We start from the raw sequence: 21,430 nt of genomic DNA on the forward strand, positions 1-21,430 counted from the left end.
ATAATCTTTAAGACCTTCATAATTATCACAATATAAATTTATGTAAAAAATCACTATTTAAGTATTTATATTTGGATTTCAGCGGTTAATGGAGTGTCAAGTTATTAAAAAAAAGAATTAAAAGGATTAAATAAATTAATCCTTAATAGTTATTGTATTTGAAATTTTCAAGTTATCATACTCTGAAGTGATGATATATTCGCCGACCATCAGGTTGATGTTTAATCTGGCAATTCCTGCAGAATCGGTTGTGCGGTTGTAGAAGACCCCGTTGATGTTGAAGGTTACTGAAACTCCAGCCAATGGATTTCCTTGACCATCCAGAACGGTTACGTTGAATGTTGAGCCGTCTTTATATTTCATTTCCAAATCCTCAGCTTCCAATGTGGATAAAACAGTTATGTTATAGGACATCTGAAGGCCAGTCAACGGATCAATAGCAGTCAAAATGTACTCACCAGGGTTCAAGTTGATGTTCAAACGAGCAGTACCGTTTTCATTGGTTACACGATTATAGAACACACCGTTGATGTTCATGGTAATGTTTTGTCCTGCTACAGGAATACTTTCACCATTAATTAATGAAATATAGAACTGTGATTCATTTTTAAAGTATTTAACCAGGTTTTCAGCAATTAATGTTGGCAATACTGTAATGGTATTTTCAACTGTTGTGCCGTTGAATGTTGTTTTAATGGTGTAGTTGCCAGGTTCTAAGTTAATAGCTATGGAAGCAGTTCCATTTTCATCACTAACTCTAGTGTAATTTCCGCCATTGATTTCAAAGATTACAGTTTCATTAGCAACACCGATATCTGCCTCAAATTTGGAATCATTTTTATAGATTTTAACCAAATCTTGGGTGTAAATAGGTAAAGCAACAGTGTAAACTTTTAAACATGCAATATAACCTAAATCATAGGTATCTTCCCAGTTTTTTCCGTCGAAGGATATGAATGAGACATTTTGAGCATAATGTGACCTGACATATGTTAAGTTAACGGTTGGTGCAGCATTTGAAGTTATTACTGCTTTGAAAACATCTCCTTTCTTGATTGGTATGTATTCATTTAACTTGATTGTGCGGTAACCGAAGTATGGTGACACTCCAGTTTGAGTCAATTTTAATTCGTCATTTACATAAATCTCGACCGTATAATTCATGCCTTCCTTATCAAAGTATGTTCCGACAGCTGCGATCAAATCATCATCCAATGCTTCAAATTCACTCTTATAACTTACATTTTGATTGCCTGATTTAAAATCGCCTCCCCATATAAGATTATATTGGTAGTTTTTATTGTATGGTTCGGTATTTTCAATTATTATCGAAGTAGCATAATTTGACACGTCTTTAGAGTTCAGTAATGTCTTATCATAATATGAAATGTAGAAAAATCCATTGTCTCCCCAGTTGGTACCGTAACTGTTTTTGACAATCCATGCACCGTCGCCAGGAGGTGTGATTAAGAAGTTGCTTGCATTAAAATTATCGTCCCATCCTATAATTGAAACCGCATGACTTGGTTCTATAGATTCATTAACATAATGTGCATAGGTTTCAGGATTATAATAAGGATTTACCTCATTAGTTGTGGCTTGCCCGAAAAAGCCCACGTCTATGGAACCGTATTTCATGATTGCCAATTTGAGCTGCGTGCCATTTGGTATTTCATTGTTAGGTGTAAACATCACATCCTGAACATGGATATCATTCAGGGTTGTGATTACAGGTGAGAGTTTTCCCATTTCATCATAGATATCCGCATCCTGCGTGAATGCTCCAAGCCAGCTCAGCAAATAACCTGTGGAAATACAGTTCATTCCACCTTCCATTATCAAAGAGCATCCATAAATTGAATATTTCAGCATGGTATTCTGCATGTTGTTTTCTGAAAAATCAGTTGTGATGTTTGCAGCTTTAAGCAATGCTGATTCCAGGGTACCGGTCATTCCGAATGTCCAGCATGCACCCATTCCTGCTTGATTTTTAACGGATGAAACCCATCCGTAATCACGTAAATCAAATTTATCTGGAATGATAGTGGTATTGATAGTATTGTTAAGCAATACCAATTGCATGCCTTGTCCAATCATTATTGTTTCATAATATGTGTTGTTTGTTGAGACATTATCGTCATTAAAACAGGTATTGTTTTCTAAAACAGATTCTTTATCGAAAACAGTGTAGATTGGGTTTGTATTGTTTTCAAATATTGAATTTTTGATGCTGTATGATGTATCGTATGCATATATTGCGCTTCCTGCACTTGCAACATTATTAAAAAATTTAGAATCATTTATATTTAGTGTGCCCATATCACAGTATATTGCACCGCCATGTGTCGGATATCCTTCAATAACGCTGACGCCATTTGAATCAAAGGTACAATTATCGATTTCGGCATTTGTATATGAAATATAAACTGCACCTCCGTCATATTCAGCATGAGAGTTTATGAATTCCGTATTCTTTAACACGAAATCTCCGCCCAATTGGACATATGCTCCGCCAAATCCAGAATAGGTGTCCTTAAATTTGGTACCAATTATGGTCACATTACCGGCAGTGCCTTTCGCTCCAGCAACATCAGCAAAAATGGCACCTCCATTTTTAGAAGAAGTAACATTTTCGAATTCACAATTTTCAATATATAGTTCTCCACCCTCTTTAGTGGCAATTGCCCCTGCAGTAATATCAGCTTTTAAATCCATGAATTTAGAATTGATTATTGAAGCTTTAGAAGATGTAATATATATTGCCGGCGCATAAGATGAAGTAATATTGGCAAAAGTAGTGTTTTCTATATACGCTTCAGTGCCCGGAGTAAGGTAAATTTGGGAAATTTTAACCAATTCTTTTGAGGTTATGTATGAATTATAAAGTTTCAGTTCACTATCCATAACAAGGATGGATGGTCCATCTTCAGCATAACTATCAATAAATCGAGTATTGTTACAAATAAGGATTCCACCATCTATTCCTATAGCTCCTCCTTGATTGTCTGCATGATTGTTAATGAAAGTAACATTATTTAATGTTAGTGTTCCACCAGCACGTATTCCAGCACAATTCCTGTAATTACCGTTGATTAAAATTAAATCATTTAATGTTATATTATTTCCACTAATGGCGAATAGTCTTGATTGGTTGTTTCCGTCAATTGTGCGGCCGTTACCGTTAAGGACAAAATTATCCTTAGCAATAACAATACCGCTACTGTCATCAGTTGCATTGTTGAAGGCATAGTCCCTGGTTAAATCCAAAGTCGTGCCAGTATTATTTATTTCATCAGTCAAATCTGTGAATGAGGCTTCATCCACCATATACATGTCTTCCTGACCGTCATCACTTATAATCTCATCGGAAATGTCGTCTGCTGCACAAACAGCCCCCACCGACATGATTAAAACAAGCATGACAATCATAATCTTTAAGACCTTCATAATTATCACAATATAAATTTATGTAAAAAATCAGTATTTAAGTATTTATATTTGGATTTCAGCGGTAATGGAGTGTCAAGTTATTAAAAAAAGAATTAAAAGGATTAAATTAATTAATCCTTAATAATTATGGTATTTGAAATTCTTAAGTCATCATACTCGGAAGTAATGATGTACTCGCCAGCCATCAAATTGATGTTTAATCTGGCTATTCCATTGGAATCTGTTGTACGGTTGTAGAAGACCCCGTTGATGTTGAAAGTTACTGAAACTCCAGCCAATGGATTGCCCTGACCATCCAGAACAGTTACGTTGAATGTTGAGCCGTCTTTATACTTCATTTCCAAATCCTCAGCTTCCAATGTGGATAAAACAGTAATGTTATAAGACATCTGAAGACCGGTTAAAGGATCTAAAGCAGTCAGGATGTACTCGCCAGGGTTTAAGTTAATGTTTAACCTTGCAGTACCGTTTTCATTGGTCACGCGATTATAGAACACACCATTAATGTTCATGGTAATGTTCTTGCCGGCTACAGGATTACCTTGACCATCGATTAATGTAATGTAGAACTGGGAGGCGTTCCTGAAGTATTTAACCAGATTATCGGCAATTAATGTTGGCAATACTGTTATGGAGTTTTCAACTGTCGTGCCGTTGAATGTAGTTTTTATCGTGTAATTGCCAGGATTTAAGTTAATAGCTATTCTGGCAGTTCCGTTTTCATCACTGGTTCTGTTATAGCTTCCGCCATTGATTTCAAATGTGACTGTTTCGTTTGCAACTCCGATATTGGCCTCAAATTTGGAATCGTTTTTATAGATTTTGACCAAATCTTCGGTGTAAATCGGTAAAGCAACAGTGTAGACTTTTAGACATGCAATATAACCCAAATTATAAGCGTCTTCCCAGGTTTCTCCGTCGAAGGATATGAATGAGATATTTTCAGTATAATGTACTCTAGCATCCTTCAATTCGACTCTTGGCATACTGTTTGATGTTATTACGGCTTTAAAAACATCTCCCTCTTTAATTGGGACGTAATTATCCAATTTGATTGTGTGGAAACCGTAATATGGAGATACTCCGTCCTGAGTCAATTTTAACACGTCATTTACATAAATTTCAACAGTGTAATTGATACCGCTTTGGTTGAAGTATGTTCCGACAGCAGCAATCGCATCAGTTCCCAATGCTTCAAATACATTCATATATCTTACAGTTCCATTACCTACGAAATCAGTTCCCCAAAACATATCATATTGATAGTTCTTATTGTACGGCACAGTATTTTCAATTATTATTGATGTGGCATAACTTATTACATTGAGGGATTTTAAGAGCGTTTGATCATAATATGAAACATATAAGAATCCATTTTCTCCAAAGTCAGGACCCCAGCTGTTCTTAACAATCCATGCGCCGTCACCAGGAGGCGTAATTCCGAACTTTTCTTTTGGGAAATTGTCATCCCATCCGACAATTGAAACCGCATGGTTAGGTTGAATGGAACTGTCATTAACATACTGTGCATAAGTTTCCGGATTATAATAAGGAGTCACTTCATTATAGGTGGATTGTCCATTATATGATACGTCTATGGAACCGTATTTCAGGATTGCCAATTTGAGCTGTGTGCCTTTTGGTATTTCATTGTTAGGTGTAAACATCACATCCTGAACATGAATATCCTGATTGGTTGTAATCTGTGGAGAAAGTTTTCCAAGCTCATCATAAGTATCCGCATCCTGTATGAATGCTCCAAACCAGCTCAACAGATAACCTACAGAAGCGAGGTTACCTCCACCTTCAAGCATTGAATTTATTCCATATCTTGAATATCTTAACATGGAATCCTGCATGTTGTTTTCTGAAAGGTCGGCTGCAATGCCTGTTGCTTTCAATAATGCGGATTCTAAAGTGCCGGTCATTCCGAATGTCCAGCAGGCACCCATCCATCCTTGATTTCTGATAGGTGAAACCCATCCCCAATCACGCAAATCAAATCTTTTTGGAAGAGTATCAACAGAAATCGTATTGTTAAGCAATGTTAACTGCATACCTTCTCCAACCTGGATTGTTGCATAGAATGTATTGTTGGTTGAGATGTTGTCATTAATGAATGTATTGTTTTCTAAAACAGATTCCTTATCGAAAAAGGTGTAAATAGCATTTGAATTATTTTCAAATAGTGAATTTTTAATCGCATATGATGCATCATAAGCATAGATTGCATTTCCTTCACTTGCAGTATTATTGACGAATCTGGAGTTGTTTATAGTTATGACACTCATATCAATGACCATTGCTCCACCATAGGTAGGATAGTTTTCAATTATGTCAACGTTGTTTGAGGTAAAATTACAGTCATTGACTTCAGCATAATCAACATATGAAATATAAACTGAACCGCCATTATATGTAGCATGATTGTTTATAAACTCCGTGTTGTTTATTAGGAGTTCACCGCCAAATTGAATGAATGCTCCACCGAATCCTGAAGAAGTGTCCCTGAATACTGTGTCGACTATTGTTACATTACCCGGGAAGAGGCCATTATCTCCAGTAATGTCTGCAAGGATTGCACCTGCATTTTTAGAAGAAGTGGTATTTGTGAATTCACAATTCCCGATGTATATTACACCACCGCTTTTAATGGCAAACGCACCTGCAGTGATGTTGGCGGTTAAATTAACGAATTTGGAATTAAGTACCGTAAGGGCTTTTGATTTTTCAAGTCGTATTGCCGGAACATAATCAGATACGATATTTGCAAAGGTAACGTTATCCATATAACCTATAGCATTTTTTAAAATGACTTGTCCATCTTTAGAATGTAGATTTGAAGTAAACTCCGTATTGTAAATGTTTAAGTTACCGCCATCAACATATATTGATTGACCTGAACCGCCAGAATTATCAATGAATTTTGAATTGTTAATGTTTACGAGCAAATCAGTGAAAAATCCTACAGCTCCTCCCCGTGTGCTTGCGTAGTTGTTGATGAAAGTTACGTTGTTAAGTGTTACGATTCCTTCTGTGAATACTGCCCCACCATTATCCGCATTACCGTTTATTAAGATTAAGTTGCTTAATGTGACGTTGTTTCCACCAATTGCGAATAATCTTGACATGTTTTTCCCATCAACTATGTGGCCATTACCGTTAAGGACAAAATTATCCTTGATTATGCTGATTCCAATTTTGTTGTCTGTTTCATTGTTGAAGGCATAGTCCCTGGTTAAATCCAAAGTCGTGCCCGTATTGTTTATCTCATCAGTCAAATCAGTGAATGAAGCTTCATCCACCATATACATGTCTTCCTGACCGTCATCACTTATAATCTCATCGGAAATGTCGTCTGCTGCGCAGACTGCCCCCACCGACATGATTAAAACAAGCATGACAATCATAATCTTTAAGACCTTCATAATTATCACAATATAAATTTATGTAAAAAATCACTATTTAAGTATTTATATTTGGATTTCGGCGGTTAATGGTGTGTCAAGTTATTAAAAAAAGAATTAAAAGGATTAAATTAATTAATCCTTAATAGTTATTGTGTTTGAAATTTTCAAGTTATCATACTCTGAAGTTATGATGTACTCGCCGGCCATCAGGTTGATGTTTAACCTGGCAATTCCTGCAGAATCTGTTGTGCGATTGTAGAACACTCCGTTAATGTTGAAAGTTACTGAAACTCCAGCCAACGGATTGCCTTGACCATCGAAGACAGTAACATTAAATGTTGAGCCGTCCTTATATTTCATTTCCAAATCGTCAGCTTCCAATATGGATAAAACCGTGATATTATAGGACATCTGAAGACCAGTTAACGGATCAATAGCTGTCAGGATGTATTCTCCAGGGTTCAGGTTGATGTTCAAGCGGGCAGTACCGTTTTCATTGGTTAGCCTATTGTAGAACACACCGTTGATGTTCATGGTAATGTTTTGTCCTGCTACAGGATTACCTTCACCGTCGATTAATGTAATGTAGAACTGAGATGCGTTTCTGAAGTATTTAACCAGATTATCGGCAATTAACGTTGGCAATACTGTAATGCTATTTTCAACTGTTGTGGCGTTGAACGTGGTTTTGATTGTGTAGTTACCCGGATTTAAGTTAATGGCTATTCTGGCAGTTCCGTTTTCATCACTGGTTCTGTTATAGCTTCCGCCATTGATTTCAAAGGTTACAGTTTCGTTAGCAACGCCAATATTTGCTTCAAATTTGGAATCGTTTTTATAGATTTTAACCAAATCTTCGGTGTAAATAGCCAAGTCTTTAGCATAGACTTTTAAGGAGATTGTTTTATTGTCCAAAGACAAGTCTTTCCATCCGTTACCAAAGTCAATGAAAGTCATATTTTCTTTATAGATTTGTCTTGAATCGGTTAATAAATAAACTGATTCTTTTTTCATCAGTGCGGTGAAGACATCTTCAGTCGTTATTGGAATTTCTGTTGTTAACTTAATGGTATGGTAACCCGTATACGGTGAAATTCCACTTTGATTATGTTTTAATTCACCATTCACATAGATTTCAATTGTGTAGTTTTCGTTTACGTCAAAGTAACTTCCTATTGCACTTATTGATTGTATACCGCATGATTCATAAGTATTCTTATAGCTTATAATGCTTCCATTGCCATTTACATGTTCTAAATGTCCGCCCAGGTCTGTCTGGTAGTTTGTAGTGTAGTTTTCAGTATTTCCAATAATGAATCCTATTGCAAAGCTGGTGTTTAAAAGGCTTGTGTCATAGTAGGATATGTACATGTATCCGTTTTCTCCGAAGTTGGTTCCCCAGCTGTTTTTAAGGATGAAAGCTCCATTTCCCGGAGGGGTTTGCAGGAAGTTTGAAGCAGGATAGTTATCATCCCATCCGACAAGGCTTATTGCATGATTAGTGCGGTTTTTAGCGGTCTGGTAATATGCGAATGTTTCTTCATTCAAGCAGGAATCATTATTATAATAACCGGTTGTAACTGATCCGCACATAAGTATTAATTTTTTAAGCATATCATTATCCGTTGCGTTTTTACGAGGATTTGCAAAAGCCGCATCGAAAATGTGGATTTTATCATTTGAAGTTATTAATGGAGATAATTTTCCTAACTGATCATAGGTATCAAATTCGCTTGGCATAACTCCAAACCAACTGAGAACATATTCAAGACCCTGTTCTCTGGCTCCGCCTTCCTCTTCTCCTTTAATACCGTATTTTGAATATTGCAGCATGCTGTTTTGCATGTTATTTTCTGAAAAGTCATATTCAATTCCGGTTGCCTTCAATAATGCGGATTCCAGGGCGCCGCAGGTACCGAATGTCCAGCAGGAACCCATGTCTCCCTGGTCTTTAACTGATGAAACCCATCCCCAATCGCGTGAGTCGTATCTTGATGGAAGAGCTGCTACATTAATTACATTGTTTATAAGCACAATATTTTTAGCTATTTCATGGAAATTACTATCATAATTCGTGTCATTTAAAATTAAGGTATCATTTCCAGGATTAATATTTTTTAAATCATAAATGAGGAAAACTCCATGAACCGCTTCTCCATTATTCGAAAATATTATATTATTCATGTTTAATTCTGTGTCATATGCATAGACTGCCTGAATTGCATTATCTGTAAAGTTGGAGTTTTCTATGGTTATATTGAAAACGTCACAATATATTCCACCTCCGCAGCTTATATCCTCATAACCCAGTTTATTTCCATTGACTGATGTATTATTGATAACTGCAGTTAGATATGAGAGGTATATTGCTCCTCCGTCATATATGGCGAAGTTATTTGTAAATTCACATCCTCCGATAAATATTTTACCGCCCAATTGAACCAATGCTCCGCCGTAATCGCCGCTTGAGCCTATAAATTTTGAATTGGTAATGCTTGAGTTTCCGGTTTCTTTAAGGCCAATATCTATAAATACTGCACCGGCATTTTTGCGTGATTTGGTATTTGTAAAGGTACAGCCGTCAATTTCTACATAATCAAATCCTTTAATTCCTATTGCACCTGCAGTTTCATTTGCATAAAGATTTTCAAAAGTTGAATTTTTAACGGAAAACATTTTTTCAGCATATATTGCAGCACCATATGATGATTTTGAATTTCTAAAAACGGAATTGCTGACTCTTGTTTCATTTTTGCAGTAAATACTTCCTCCCCAGGTAGCGGTATTGTTATCGAACTGACAATTAATTACATCAAAGCAACCGTCTTCACTATATATTGCTCCTCCACGCGCAGCAGTATTGTTTGCGAATGTTACATTATCAAACATGGCATTTTGGGTTGAAAAAACTGCAGCTCCAACTACAGCACGATTTTCCTTAAATGTCACGTTAATTAAGGTAATTGAGGGTACTGAACTGATAGCTCCACCAAATTTGCCTTTAGCATTTACAAAATTGAGATTTGAAATCGTAATGTTGTCTCCACCCAGGATATTAAAGATTCTAGCCATATTATTTCCGTCAATAGTGTAATCATTACCGTTTATGGTAAAATCTGTTTTGTTTATTACAATCCCCTCAGTAAGTTCATAATCGCTTTCATTATTAAATACATAGTCCTTGGCTAGATCCAAAGTCGTGCCTGCATTTTCTATTTCATCAGCCAAACTACTGAATGAACCTTCCCCAGTCGTATAAACATCATCTTGCATAATTTCCAAAGTATCTTGACTGTCATCACTTATAATCTCATCGGAAATGTCGTCTGCTGCGCAGACTGCCCCCACCGACATGATTAAAACAAGCATGACAATCATAATCTTTAAGACCTTCATAATTATCACAATATAAATTTATGTAAAAAATCACTATTTAAGTATTTATACTTATTTTCAAGGCTTTTAAAAACGATACCAACTGAATAGAGTTTCTTTTAAAAAAAAACTATAAATAATATCCATTACATATATGCAATCATAACAAAATTTCCGTGAAAAGATGAATGTCAAATCAAACAGCCGCATGCAGCTTTTGGTTCTGTTCATTATAGCTGCAAGCCTGGTAACCATAGCTCAAGCGATTATTACAACCGGTGTCGTTTACCTGATGAGTGACTTTTCCGTCTCATCAACACAGGCACAGTGGTCCTATTCAGTATTCCTGCTTGTTGTAGGAGTCATGATACCCTTAAGCGCATATATATCACGCCGATTCACCGCAAGAACAATATTCTTCTTTTCGTTAATCATATTTCTTTTGGGATCTGTCATATGCTATTTTTCAACTTCCTTAATCGTGCTGATTATCGGCAGGATTCTTCAGGGAATTGGAAACGGCATTATAATGCCTTATGTCCAGATTTTGCTCCTGAGAAGTATTCCTGAAGAGAAATGGCAGACTTATATGGGATTATACGGTTTGGTTATTGCAATAGCTCCGGTCATCGGCTCCTTCATCGGAGGCTTTGTCATAACATTATACGGCTGGAGAGAACTGTTTTCATTTTTCACTGTTGCCACGACAATCCTTCTGGTTTTAGGCATATTCCTTGTAAAGGACGATACTCCAACCGAAGATTATCCTCTGGACTATCTGTCCGTCATACTGTCGATTATCGGATGTGCAGGAGTAATGCTTGGCTTTACAAATGTTGCGGATTACGGATTTACCCATTATCTGGTAATATTGCCGATAATCATTGGAATCATATCTTTGATTTTGTTTGTAAAGCGCCAGCCAAAACTGGAAAAACCTCTGATTAACCTGCCCATACTTAAAAACAAGTATTTCATGGTGGGAACAACATTTATCTGCATTCTTTTTGCATGCCTGAACGGATGCACCGCACTTATCCCGATATTCATTCAGGGCGTAGCCTACAATTCCGCAATCATTTCCGCTTCCGTGATGCTTCCGGGCGGATTGCTGATAATTGTCTTCAATATTATCGGCCCATTGCTTACAAATAGGATTGGAATCAAAAAGGTTCTGATTATGGGATGCGTTGTTTCCATAATTGGATTTGCATGCATGATGTTCTATACCCAGGATTCCTCCTTTGAATTCATGGCGATAACCCAGTCAATCCGTTATATCGGTACCGGACTGGCCCTGATGCCTGCAACGACATGGACATTGACCATGGTATCCGACAAGGTCGAGGACGGAACCGCAGTAAACAATACATTAAGACAGATTTTTGCGGCAATCGGCTCATCAATCGTGGTTGTTATAGTGGCAATTTTGGCAGGAGGAGCCATAGAACACAATACCGCTTCGGTTGTTGCATTCAACCAGACTTCACTGATTATGCTTGTTTTGCATGTTGTAATGCTTATTTTGACTATCCTTTATATTGACGATAAGGAGAAAATTGAAAATAAAAATACAAGTGCCTGAACTCTGACAGTTCATCATTAAATGTCACCAATCCCGTAAACCGACAACATCAATACTAAATCAGTGCCAAAAAAAGCAAAAATAAAAAAAATTAAAGAAGTGTAAGGGCAAAAACCCTTAATGATTAGGACAATCCTGAAACTGCAGAAGACTTTAATTCTGAGATTGATAATCTCAGAATTCTCTTTTAATACAAATTAGATTTTATCCATAACATATTCAATGGTATTGAATCCTAAAACTTCCGCATACTTGAAAAGGCCTTCCGGGAAGTTATGCTTCAGATGTTCAAGGTTTTCATGTTCGCCATCGTATTTGATATCAACATGGACGTTGTCATCATAGTCTATGACAAGCACTTCCACATATGTGCCGTGAGGATTGGTATCAAAAATCACGTCAAAAATCTTGTTGACATTTTCACAGAATTCATCATTTGTCTTTAGATTTTTCAAATGATTTAAACATTCTTCTCTTGCATTTAAATCATTGTCCGTCAAGACAAAGTTTCTAGTTTTATCGATCAAGTCCTTTTCTATGAAGAATAATCCACTGTATTTCGGTTCTCTTTTCTGAATAACCTTAACGCTGAGGTAAATGATAATCACTGTGAGCAAACATGACACAGGAAATCCTAACCATATTCCGTTTGAACCAATAAGATTGTATAATCCGATTACACAAACCAATGGAAGTGCAAGTGTGTAAAGCACGGAAAGAACTGTTGAAAGGGCGGACCTTTCAATGGCTTCATAGTAGAATATAAGAAGGCAAGGAAGTACGGATATTATAAAGAAGAGTGAATATAATTTAACTGCATTTATTACGAAATCGGCAATTTCCATTTGGTTGAATCCGTAAAGTGCCAGGAATCCTTCAGGCCAGACCCATATGAATACAGTCAATACTATTGCACAGATTACTGTAATTAAAAGTGAAATCCTAATCAAATGTTTCAAATTAAGATAATCATGTTTTGCATAATATACTGGAACTATTGATGTCAATGTTTCTGAAATTCCAACATCAACAATACTTCCGATTACCAATATGTCCATACACACCATGTAAGTAGTCAGCCCTATATCTCCTAATGTTAAACCCAGGAACCTGTTCATTATATAGACGAATATAACATCAAAGATACCCATACTTGCACCCGGAAAACCTACCTTGGTCATTTTCCATGTTGTTTTAAGGAAAGTTTTAATTTCAAGTGCTGATCGAACAAATCTGAATGTTCTTTTTGGGTTGCGGATATACCATAAACATAATACTAGGCTAAGTGTATATCCTATAAATGATGCGAGTGATGCGGAAGCCATACCCATGCCTGAGGACAGAAAGACATAATCCAAGATGATATTAATCACATTAGCTACAATGATAACCAGTGATGCAAAGTTGGGCTGGTCGTCAACACGAATATACTGTGTAAGCACTGAAGCTATTGTAGACACGACAAAACATCCATACAAAAATGTTGAATATTGCATTACAAGAGGTTTTGTAGCATGTGAAGAGCCTAAAAGTGTAGCCAGAGGATCCATAAAGAACAAGCATACAATAGCCATTACCAGTGACGCAAGAAATGACACGACCATTGATGCTGTAAAGTAGCGGTTACTCCCATCAATATCAAATTCAGATTTTTTATTTATGGAAATAATTTGCCCTCCAAGTCCAAATAACCATTCAAAAACAGTCATTAATAAAATTATAGGTTCTAAAAGTTCAACTGCAGCAACTGCATCCGGACCAATAAATGAACCTACAAAAAAGCTATCAACAACAGAACTTAAGTTCAAAGCCATGACTAGAAGCAGGCTAGGTATTAATAATTCTTTAAATTTACTGTCCGCAATTTTAAAATTCATCTTAATTCTCCTTAATCAAAATATTTTACTTCTATTAAATGTTTTATAAATCTTGTAAGATAATATTTATCACATTCCGGCCATGTGAATCCTATTGATTTGAGGATTTCAACAGTCTGGTCCATCATTACAAGTTCACCATCATCACTTTCAACAGGTTCACCTTCATCGTCAGTTTCAGTGAAATCTTCAATGGTCAAATCAGCCGTAATGATTCCCTGAATGTTTTCGTCCATGTTCTGTTCATAGATTTTTCTAAATTCTTCAGGGGTAACTTCCTCAATGCCGAATCCAAATGAATTGAGAACCTCAATTATATCACTTGTAGGAATCCATTTGTCACTGACCGCATGGAATACTGTGCACTCTTTTGGTGTTTTTGCAAGTTCAAGAGTTGCCTTTGCCACATAATCTATTGGGCTCAATTCAACAACCTCTTCAGATATTTCAGGAATAGTTGCCTTCAAATTTTTAATGGCTTTAATACCGTTTAGGAAAGCATTGGTATCAAAGTTTTTCTGGAATGTTCCGTCAGATTGACGCGCCATGAGGTTTCCTACCCTGATGATTTTCACATTAAGGCCATTTAGTGCCTTTTCAAGCACCATTCTTTCAGCAAGGAACTTACTGTTCAGGTATTTGTTGGAGAGGTCTTGTCCCCAGTATAGTGTTCTTTCATCACAGCAGACATCTGAAATGTCCGTATCTTCTGTGAATTCATCCAAAACACTTGTGGTTGATATCTGAACATAGGCAATGTTGTTTGCATCTGCAAATTCGAGTCCATTGATTACTCCGTCAACATTAACCCTGAATATATAATCATCGTGAGTGTAGTGTTTTACAATAGCTGCACAGTTGATTATTGTGTCAATAGGACAATCATCTAGCTTTTTGAAGTCATCCAAGTTGGTTATGTCTCCTTCACTTAAGAATATGCGTGATCCGATGAGGTCTGTGAAGTCTTCATCATAATAATAACTCATCAGGTCAATGAATCGTTCTTCACAGGTGTTGAACTTACCTTTTCTCAGCATACAGTAAATGTTTCCCTCTTCATTTTTAATGTATTCGTATAACACATGAACTCCCAAGAAACCGGTAACTCCAGTCAGCAATACATTGCCCAATTCAATGTTTTTGCCTTTGGCAAAGTTTTCAAAGGTATTTTTCTCAAGAAGCTTGTTGATTTTGCTGTAGTCGTAGTTTTCAATGATGCCCACATCCAAATCATCATCCATTTCATCACCGGACAGGAAATTCGCAAGTTTTCTTGGAGTTTGGTTTCTAAATATATCATCGTATTTTACATCATAATCGTTTTTAAGAAGCTCAATGATAAGTTTGGATGCGATAAGTGATGTCCCACCTATTTCAAAGAAGTTGTCCTCAGCACCAACTACTTCTATATCCAGGATAGATGAGTATATTGCACAGATTGTTTGTTCAAGCTTGTTTTTAGGAGCCACATATGTCAATTCCAGTTTAGGCTCAGGCAATGCTTTCACATCAGTTTTTCCGTTAGGAGTCTGTGGCATCTCTTCAATCTGCATAAAGACTGTCGGAACCATGTATTGTGTAAGTCTTTCATTCAAGTAGGCTTTAAGCTCATCCTTGTTGATTTTATCTTCTGCTGTGAAGTAAGCGCATAAGTGTTCGTTATTTCTGATTTCCTTGATTACTACAACATTCTGCTTAATGTTAGGGAAATTGGATATGTTTGATTCGATTTCTCCGATTTCTATTCTTAGTCCTCTGAGTTTGATTTGGTTGTCGATTCTTCCCTTGATGTCAATGTCACCATCAGGAAGCTCTATTGCATAATCTCCGCTTTTATAGTATGGGATATTATCGATTGTCATATATACTTCTCGGGTTTTGTCCGGCATGTTGTAGTATCCTTTACCTACGCCAGTACCTCCGATGTAGAGTTCTCCCATAACGCCTTTTGGCAGGAGTTTTCCGTCAAGGTCTCTTACTTCAGTCACATAGTTTTTAAGGGCTTTTCCGATTGTAATGTTTTCAGGGTCGGTTATTTCCTTATAGTTAGAAGCGATTGTCGCTTCAGTCGGTCCATAACTGTTGTAGACTGCAGCATCACAGTATTTTTTAACTTCGTTGAATGCTTTGGCCGAGAACTGTTCTCCTCCCATGACGATACATTTTGCGCAGCCTATTGCATCACAGAACTCTTCAAATTCAAGATAGGACAATAGTCTTGATGGAGTGAATTCCATTACTTCCGGCTGTTCACGTTTGATTAATCTGATTAATTCCACGATGCTTTTTATTTCATCGTCGTTTGCAAATATGATTTTGATTCCGTTGGTAATTCCCGTCAGGATATCTTCGAGAGCCGTATCGAATGCAACTGTTGCAATGCTCAATAAGTTATTGTATTCGCATTTAGGGTTTGCTTCAACCTGGTTACATACATTTTCATGACTTATCATTACTCCTTTTGGATTTCCTGTTGATCCTGATGTGTAAATCATGTATGCTAAGTCATCCGGTGAAATATCCACATTCGGAGTAGCAACGCTGTTTTCTTCAAGCAATTCTTTAATGGATAGTGAATTAAGTGCAAGGCCATCTACATTAATTATGTAATCTGCTTGACTGTTTTCATAGATGTAGTCAATTCTTTCTTTAGGGAACTTTAAATCGAGAGGTATGAATGCACAACCTGCTTTTAATACACCGATAATTGAAGCAATCAAGGTGCTGTCACGAGGGAGCATAATCAAAATATTGCTTCTTGGCTTGACACCTTTTTTAATCAATGCATTGGCGATGCGGTTTGCCTTTTCATCAAGTTCCCTGTAGGTCAGTGTTTCATCACTGGCAACAAGTGCAATTTCATCAGGCTTTTCAGCCACTTGCGCTTCGAAACGTTTATGCAGGAACGGGTTGTCCAACTCTTCAAATTCAGGCAACAGGAAGTTTGGTGCAAGCTCAATTTCATTGATTCTTAATTTGTCCATGTCGTTTACAAAGAACTGAACCAAAATGTATTTGATTGCCTTTAGGAAATCTGTCACATACTCTTTGGTATAAATTTGGTCATTATACTCAATGAACATTGAAATCTCATCACCGTCATCGTAAATATCAATGTTAATCTTATAGTCTGTTGCCACAGTACCGTCAAGCTCTTCCATGGCATATGTGTTTCCATCCATTTCCAGATTATCTGTTTCAAACGCTCCGTGGTAAGCATAGAAGAATTCAGGTTTTAATTGATATTCTTCGGAAAGGGTTGTGTATGGATAATTACTGTGAACCAGTGCATCTTTCCATGATTTGTCAACAATTTTGATGAAATCTTGAACCATCATATCCCTATTTTCGCTTCCGACCATTATAGGGAGTGTTTTTACCAGCATACCCTGAGTATTGAAGTAGTTGGAGTTTGACCTGCCGTTGAAGATTGTTGTTATCAATGCCTTATCCGAGAACGTGAACTTGTTCAGGGCAAGGACTGTAGCACTCATGAACAGTACGTTTGGACTTATGGAATGGTCCTTACAGAATAGCCTTACGAAGGAGGAATCAATCATTTCCTCAATGAGCTTGATTTTACCTTCATCAGGATTTCCATTGAGGTTTGGAGTTAATACTGTGGACTCGAATCCTTGGCCAAACCTGTTTTTATAGTATTCTTTTGAAACTTCGTTTTCACTTAGTTCCTGCTCAATTAAGCTGTAAGCGTATCCGTCAACAATCTCTTCACTGACTTCTTCACCACTGTAAATGCTGAGAATGTCATCAAAGAGAAGGTCCATTGAAACCCCATCCGTAATTATATGGTGGATATCGGAGAACAGTACAGTCTCTTCAGGAGTCTTATAGATTTTGAATCTGAACAGTTGGTTGTCGTCCAATGGAATGTATTTGATATCATGGTCCATCATTTCCCTGTTGGTGATTGAATCAATTTCTACAATTTCAATATCATCAATTTCTGCATCGTCACATCTTTTCTGTCTCAATTCCCCTTCAGGAGTTGTAATAATTCTTGTTTTAAGATATGGATGTGCTTCAATAGTATCAATAATGGCCTGTTTAAGTTTTAACGGATCAACAGAACTGGCAAAGCGTATTGCAGAAGGCATTGTGTACTTGATTTCATCAGTCTGCGCACATTCATAGTAGATACCTAACTGATTGGATGTCAATGGGAAAAGGTCCATTGTTTGTGCACTCTTAATGATTTCAGGAATATCAATTTGTGCACCTATATTGTTATCTACCTTATCGGCAAGACTTTGAATTGTTGGATTGTTGAACAGATCTGTTATTTCAATGTTTACGCCAGTCTCATTGTAAATCATTGAATTCAGTTTCATCAGTGTCAATGATGTGAATCCTAAAGAGTATAAATCATCAGTAATACCAAATTCCTCAGCGCTTGAAAGTGATGAAACCATACCGAATATCTTTTTCTCGGTTTTTGTTTCGGGTTCAACGAAATCAAGTGCTAATGAAGGGTCAGGCAATGCCTTCATATCAGTTTTTCCGTTAGGGGTTTGAGGAATCTCATCAATTTGCATGAAGACTGTTGGAACCATATATTTAGTCAGCTTGCTTTGCAGGTAACGTTTTAAAAGATTAATGTCAATGTCCGCCTCAGCAGTGAAGTAAGCGCATAAATGATCACTATTATTTATTTTTTTGATTGCAACAACAGTATTTTTAATGTTAGGGAATCTTGCAATGTTGGATTCTATTTCACCGATTTCAATTCTTAATCCTCTTAACTTGATTTGGTTGTCGATTCTTCCCTTAATGTCAATGTCTCCGTCAGGAAGTTCTATTGCATAGTCACCACTTCTGTAGTATGGGATGTTGTTGATTGTAAGGTATACTTCTTCGGTTTTGTCCGGCATGTTGTAGTATCCTTTACCTACACCTGTACCTCCGATGTACAGCTCCCCCATTACGCCTTTAGGCAGTAATTTTCCATCAATGTCCCTAACTTCAGTTATGTAGTTTTGCAAAGCCTTACCGATAGTTATGACATTAGGGTCAGTTATTTCCTTATAGTTGGAAGCTATTGTTGCTTCGGTCGGTCCGTAACTGTTGTATACTTTTGCATCAGTGAACTCCTTAACTCCGTTGAATGCCTTGGCTGAGAATTGTTCTCCACCCATTACGATACATTCAGCACAGTCAATTACTTCACAGAACTCATCAACTTCCAGATATGACAGCAACCTTGATGGAGTGAATTCCATGACTTGAGGTTTTTCCTTTCTAATCAGGTCGATTAAATCGACGATATTCTTGATTTCTGAATCGTTTGCAAAGATGATTTTCATTCCATTGGTAAGGCCGGTTAAAATATCTTCAAGAGAGGTATCGAATGCAATTGTTGCAATACTTAACAGGTTGTCATATTCACATTTAGGATTAGCTTCGGTTTCGTTACAAGCATTTTCATGGCCTATCATTACGCCCTTAGGTTTTCCTGTGGATCCTGAAGTGTAAATCATGTATGCAGTATCGTCAGATGATATTTCAACATCCGGATTTTCAATATTATCCTCTTCAATCAATTCTTTAATATCCAATGAATTGTCCTGAGTTTCATTTGCTATGATATAGTCTGCCTGACTGTTTTCATAAATGTATTCTATCCTTTCTTTAGGGTATTCCATATCAATAGGGATAAATCCGCATCCTGCCTTTAAAACACCCATAATTGATGCAATCAAATCTTTGGTCCTTGGAAGCATGATTAAAATATTATGTCTTGGTTCGACACCGCGCTTGATTAATCCATTAGCAATTCTATTACTTAATTCATTCAATTCCCTGTAACTGTACTCCACATTGTTTGAAACCAATGCAATTTCATCAGGCTTGCTTTCCACTTGTGATTCAAAACGCTTGTGGACAAATGGATTTTCAAGAGGGACAAAAGTAGGCAATTCATTACCGGTTTCAAGTTCAACATCACAAATCATCAATTCATTAATGTCGCTTTCGATGAATTGATTTAATACATTGACCATTGATTCTATAAATGTTTCAATGTAATCCTGAGTGTATAATTCATCATTGTACTGGATTACAAGGTCTATTTTATCCCCTAAAACAAATATATCAAAGTTAATCTTGTATTCAGTCGTATTTAAGTCATCTGATTCCAATTCACTTTCTTCATAAACAGTTCCATTTATCATACGAGGTTCTGAATCGATGAATTCCTGATATGTGAAGAAGAATTCAGGATTTAATTGATATTCCTCCGCAATGTTTGTGTATGGGTAAATACTATTGGTCATGGTATCTTTCCATACTTCATCAACACTGTTGATAAATTCTTTAATTGTTATTTGCCTGTTTTCGTTGCTGAATATTAATGGGAGTGTTTTTACTAAAAATCCTTGAGTGTCATAGTAGTATGGATTGGATCTTCCATTAAATATACTTGTAATTAATGTTTTGTTGCTGAATGTGTATTTGTTCAATGTCAATACAAGGCAGGATAGGAATAGTGAATTTTGACCAAATGAATATCGATTACAGAACTCTTTAATTTCTTTAGAGTCAATTGTTTTATATGCAGTTTTTAGTTTGCCATCATCAGGATTGCCTTTGAGATTAGGGGTTAACACAGTAGATTCAATTTCTTGTGTGAGTTTTTCATCGAAGAATTCTTTAGCTTTTTGGTAGGCATCGCTATTTTTAAGATTGTCTTCGATAAGGCTATATACATAACCGTCAACGATTTCTTCGTTAATTTCGTTTCCTTCATAAATATTGGCAATATCGTCGAAGAAATTAATTTGAGATACACCGTCTGTAATTATGTGGTGGAAATCTGTGAATAGGACTGTTTCATCAGGCGTTTTATATATTTTAACTCTGAATAACTGTTCGTCGTCAAAGGAAAATGCTTTGACATCATTTTCAAGCATCTCTTCATCAGTGATTGAATCCACTTCAGCAATTTCGATTTCATCAATTTCTACATCATCACATCTTTTCTGCTTCAGCTCTCCTTCGTCATCAATGACAATTCTTGTTTTGAGATATGGATGAGCTTCTATTGTTTTGATTACTGCTTCTTTTAATTTTTCCGCATCGACATCACTGCCTAATCTCATGGTAGTCGGCATTGTGTATTTGATTTCCCCCGGACTTTGCATACATTCATAGTATACACCGATTTGGTTATCTGTCAACGGCAGGTATTCCATCTCTTTTGCCAATTCCAAAATTTCTGCCAAATCAGAATCTTTATCACTGCTTTCAATTTCTGATGCCAGTTTCCTGATAGTTGGGTCATTGAACAATATTGTAATATCAAGGTTTACTCCCATTTCCGCATAAATTAATGAGTTGAATTTCATCAATATCAATGACGTGAATCCTATTGCATATAAGTCATCGGTCACTCCGAACTGGTCAGTATTTACAAGTTCTGCTGCGATATCAAAGAGTTTTTCTTCCAGTTCGTTTTCTGCTTTTATATTTTCCAAGTCAAGATTTGGTTGAGGTAGTGCTTTTATGTCTGTTTTACCGTTTGGCGTTTGCGGCATCTCATCAAGCTGCATGTATGCAGTAGGAACCATATATTTGGTTAACTTGTCTTTAAGGAACACTTTTAATTCACTTACATCAACTTTCTCATCTGCAGTATAATATGCACATAGGTGGTCGTTGTTGTTGATTTCCTTGATTACAACAACTGCCTGTTTTACTGAAGGGTATCTGTTAATGTT

Annotated in this window: 6 protein-coding genes; 1 reads left to right on the forward strand and 5 read right to left on the reverse strand. The window is 36.6% G+C overall.

The window, feature by feature from the left end:
• Positions 1-135 precede the first annotated feature (135 nt).
• From F3G70_RS09200 to F3G70_RS09210, 3 genes are all read right to left on the reverse strand, one after another.
• Positions 136-3,447, reverse strand: coding sequence for a C1 family peptidase (locus F3G70_RS09200; protein ID WP_149732411.1), 3,312 nt, complete (start codon positions 3,445-3,447; stop codon positions 136-138).
• Between the two features lie 113 nt (positions 3,448-3,560).
• Entirely contained in the window at positions 3,561-6,878 is a 3,318-nt protein-coding gene (locus F3G70_RS09205; RefSeq protein ID WP_149732412.1) for a C1 family peptidase, read from the reverse strand.
• A 114-nt stretch (positions 6,879-6,992) separates the two neighbouring features.
• Entirely contained in the window at positions 6,993-10,256 is a 3,264-nt protein-coding gene (locus F3G70_RS09210; RefSeq protein WP_149732413.1) for a C1 family peptidase, read from the reverse strand.
• Positions 10,257-10,419: 163 nt separating this feature from the next.
• On the opposite strand from F3G70_RS09210, the gene F3G70_RS09215 reads away from it, so the two are divergent.
• Positions 10,420-11,820 (forward strand): MFS transporter, encoded by a 1,401-nt coding sequence (locus F3G70_RS09215; RefSeq protein ID WP_149732414.1) that lies wholly within the window; start codon positions 10,420-10,422, stop codon positions 11,818-11,820.
• A gap of 197 nt (positions 11,821-12,017) precedes the next feature.
• On the opposite strand, the gene F3G70_RS09220 is transcribed toward F3G70_RS09215, so the two are convergent.
• Together F3G70_RS09220 and F3G70_RS09225 are read right to left on the reverse strand one after the other, a co-directional pair.
• On the reverse strand, positions 12,018-13,697 hold the full coding sequence (locus F3G70_RS09220) for an MATE family efflux transporter (RefSeq protein ID WP_149732415.1): 1,680 nt from the start codon (positions 13,695-13,697) through the stop codon (positions 12,018-12,020).
• A gap of 11 nt (positions 13,698-13,708) precedes the next feature.
• On the reverse strand, positions 13,709-21,430 hold a 7,722-nt coding region (locus F3G70_RS09225; protein WP_149732416.1), incomplete at its 5' end, for a non-ribosomal peptide synthetase.

It is taken from the genome of Methanobrevibacter millerae (genome assembly GCF_900103415.1).
Lineage (GTDB): Archaea > Methanobacteriota > Methanobacteria > Methanobacteriales > Methanobacteriaceae > Methanocatella > Methanocatella millerae.